The sequence below is a fragment of the Aeromonas sp. 600948 genome (assembly GCF_049174875.1).
Lineage (GTDB): Bacteria > Pseudomonadota > Gammaproteobacteria > Enterobacterales > Aeromonadaceae > Aeromonas > Aeromonas veronii_A.
Window position 1 is genome coordinate 1 of sequence record NZ_JAAKTY010000042.1, and the last position, 3,162, is coordinate 3,162.

Genomic DNA, 3,162 nt, shown 5'->3' on the forward strand with positions numbered 1-3,162 from the left:
CAGAAGTGAAACGCGGTAGCGCCGATGGTAGTGTGGCATTCGCCATGCGAGAGTAGGACACTGCCAGGCACCCAATTAAACGGTGATGTGAAGAATGACGTCACTGGCTGCGAGGATGACAGTTCACTGACGCGGCAAACAATTTAGCGAAAGCTAACCGAATGCGGAGCGGTAGTTCAGTCGGTTAGAATACCGGCCTGTCACGCCGGGGGTCGCGGGTTCGAGTCCCGTCCGCTCCGCCACTAATTTGAAGGCCTTCCCAGATGGGAAGGCCTTTTTGCTATGGGTGGTTTTGTCCAGTGGCCACAGATTTGTACGCAAGAATCAACACAAAGCCCGGTTTCATAACCGGGCTTTGGTGTTTTTAGCGCCTTAAACCACCAATATCTGGCTTTTCTCTGCCAAGTAAGAGTGCCAGATAGCCGGTTATTCCCGCCATTTTCGGGCTATATCCGGGCCTTATCAGCCATTTGAACGAGTCTACAAGGGGTCAAATCAGGCTTCTGCCGCTTGCTGACTAAAGGGCAGTCCCATATTTACCACCTCCGCTTCCATCTGCACATCGATCTTGAAGCCAAGCCGTTTGGCTAGGTTGGGAATACCGAGATTGCCGGATTCATCAGGTACAGTTCAAGCAAAGAGACCTTCCCGACGGGAAGGCCTCTTTGCTTTATCTATCAACTGATTACCATCACTCGGTTGATTTATCAGGGCTTCTCTTTGTTGCCAATGCTCAGGCCGAGCTTGATGGAGAGGGCCGCCAGTAACAGCAGCATCATGATCAGGGAAAAGAAGTTGCTGCCAAGCTCCGGGTATTGCACCTTGAGCAGCGCGGAGTGACCGAAGACACCGATAAAGAAGCAGAGCAGGGTACAGATGGGGGTGTTGCCCACCATGGGTTCATGGCGATAGTGCTGGAACAGCTGATAGGCCGCCAGCCAGAGGGCAATCAGCGGGAAGAAGGAGAAAGGCACGACCGAGTTGGTCAGCACGGCCAGAGAGGCATCGCCACAGATACCAATCAGCATGGCCATGGCAAGCGGTTTTTTCGGGATCATAAGCTGTTCAGGCATGTCGTTCTCCATCCTGTGGTCATGGGTGAGGTTCACGGCGCTTCTGGTTTTGTACCTCGGCGCCCATGGCGATCATCCGCAGTTGGCGAATTGTTCGGTCGGAGAGTGCACGGCACTCTTCGCTGGTCATGTCGAGTGCATCGGCACCGGCACTGAAGACGATGGTGACCATGGCTTCTGCCTGGATGTAGGCATCTTCCCGTGGTGCTTCTGTGGTGGCTTCCAGATAATCGGTCAGCTCTGCGATAAAGTGCTGGATTTCGCGAGCTACCGCCTGGCGAAAGGCGGCCGAGGTGCCGGAGCGTTCCCGCAGCAGCAGCCGAAAGATGTTGGGGTTGTTCTCGACAAACTCCATAAAGGTCTGCACCGAGGTGCTGATGACACTGCCACCACCGGCAATGCGCTGGCGTGCCTGGCGCATCAGTTGGCGCAGGGTGAGACCTCCTTCGTCAACCAAGGTCAGGCCCAGTTCCTCCATATCGCGAAAGTGGCGATAGAAAGAGGTGGGCGCGATACCCGCTTCGCGAGCGACTTCCCGCAGGCTGAGATTGGAGAAACTTCGGTTGGCGCACAGTTGGCTGAATGCAGCATCAATCAATGTACGCCGTGTTTTTTCTTTTTGTTGAGCGCGAATACCCACGAAATCAGTCACCTTCAGCTTAACGAGGCCAAATGATAACCCGAAGGCGCCTTCGGATCAGGTTTGTATCCTACTTTTTTACCATTGACCATGGCGAAGTTGCCATGGAAAATGGCTAACAGCTGTTCGCTGAAAGGATGCAAGAAGATGGCTAAACCCCCGATTATTATCACCAATACCCTGTTGTTCTCCCTCTCCGGACTGGTCGCTCTGGTTGCCGTGCCTTGGTATGGCATGAGCCACGGTTACGATTTCTGGCAGTGGGCCAGTTTCCTGTTGTTGTTCTGCCTGAGTGGTCTCTCCATCACCGCAGGCTATCACCGGCTCTGGTCGCACAAGGCCTACAAGGCGCGCCCCGCTTTGCAGTGGTTGTTTGCCATCGGCGGTGCGTTGGCGCTTCAGAATTCGGCCCTGCACTGGTCGGCCGATCACCGCCGTCATCATCGTCATGTGGATGACAACGACAAAGACCCCTACAGCGCGGGGCACGGCTTCTGGTATTCCCACATCGGCTGGATGCTGCGTGAGCATCAGGGAGATCGCTATGGCGATTACAGCAATGTGCGAGACCTGCAGAACAACCCGGTGATCGCGTTTCAGCACCGTCACTATCTGACGCTAGCGCTGGCGGCCAATCTGGGGCTGCCGCTGCTGCTCGGCCTGTGGCACGGGGACTTGCTCGGCATGCTGCTGTTGGCGGGTGTGCTGAGAATGGTGATGACTCACCACACCACCTTCTTCATCAACTCGCTGGCCCATATCTGGGGCAGTCAGCCCTATACCGACCGCAATACCGCTCGCGATAACGGCATCCTGGCCTTTTTCACCTTTGGCGAGGGGTATCACAACTTTCACCACCTGTTCGAGAATGACTACCGCAACGGCATTCACTGGTGGCAGTTCGATCCGACCAAGTGGTTGATCCGGCTCGCCTCCTGGTGTGGTCTGGCGGGGGATCTCAGATCCTCGCCGGAGGAGCGTATCGAACAAGCTCGACTGCAGATGCAGCTGAAACGGGCACAAGCCAAGTTGCGCAAGCAGGAAGATCGCGAGCTGTGGCAGGCGCTGCTGCAGGAGGAGTACGACAAGCTGAGTCAGCAGCTTCAACACTATTACGCCAGTCGCAAGCGGCTGCTGGAGCTGCGCAAGCGCAAGGCGCTGGCGCGCTATGACCGTCTCAAGCTGCAACTGGAGTACCGGGCCGTGCGTGACGGCTTCATCGCTGGTAAACGCAACTGGAGTCGTTTGCTGGCAGGTATTGCATGATGCCGTCCGGTTATCACAGAGACTAAAAGAGAAGACCGCCTGCTGGCGGTCTTCTCTTTTATGATTCAACTCAAGCTAGTTGGCTTGGCTCTGCTGTTGCTGCAACTGATCCAGTGCCTGTTGCTCCTGCTGGCTGAGACCCAGTTGTTCGCAGGCCTGCTCAAAGCTGATCCCCAGATGGCA

General features: G+C 55.8%; 3 protein-coding genes and 1 tRNA gene. 2 read left to right on the forward strand and 2 right to left on the reverse strand.

Annotated features, from left to right (window positions below):
- Positions 1-165: 165 nt before the first annotated feature.
- Positions 166-242: transfer RNA gene (locus G5182_RS20050), tRNA-Asp, on the forward strand.
- Positions 243-707: 465 nt separating this feature from the next.
- On the opposite strand, the gene G5182_RS20055 is transcribed toward G5182_RS20050, so the two are convergent.
- The gene (locus G5182_RS20055; protein ID WP_139442142.1) at positions 708-1,073 is read right to left on the reverse strand and encodes a YijD family membrane protein; all 366 of its coding nucleotides are present in this window, start codon (positions 1,071-1,073) and stop codon (positions 708-710) included.
- 19 nt (positions 1,074-1,092) lie between these two features.
- Entirely contained in the window at positions 1,093-1,713 is a 621-nt protein-coding gene (fabR, locus tag G5182_RS20060) for an HTH-type transcriptional repressor FabR (RefSeq protein ID WP_005339921.1), read from the reverse strand.
- Positions 1,714-1,860: 147 nt separating this feature from the next.
- Between fabR and G5182_RS20065 the strand changes: the two genes are divergently transcribed.
- Positions 1,861-2,979: a fatty acid desaturase gene (locus G5182_RS20065; protein WP_227341807.1), complete on the forward strand. Its 1,119-nt coding sequence runs from the start codon at positions 1,861-1,863 to the stop codon at positions 2,977-2,979.
- The last annotated feature ends 183 nt before the right edge of the window (positions 2,980-3,162 follow it).

What these genes read in the sequence shown, in the direction of transcription:
- G5182_RS20055 (WP_139442142.1), bottom strand. Translation starts at nt 1,073, where the DNA reads ATGCCTGAACAGCTTATGATCCCGAAAAAACCGCTTGCCATGGCCATG.
- G5182_RS20065 (WP_227341807.1), top strand. Translation starts at nt 1,861, where the DNA reads ATGGCTAAACCCCCGATTATTATCACCAATACCCTGTTGTTCTCCCTC.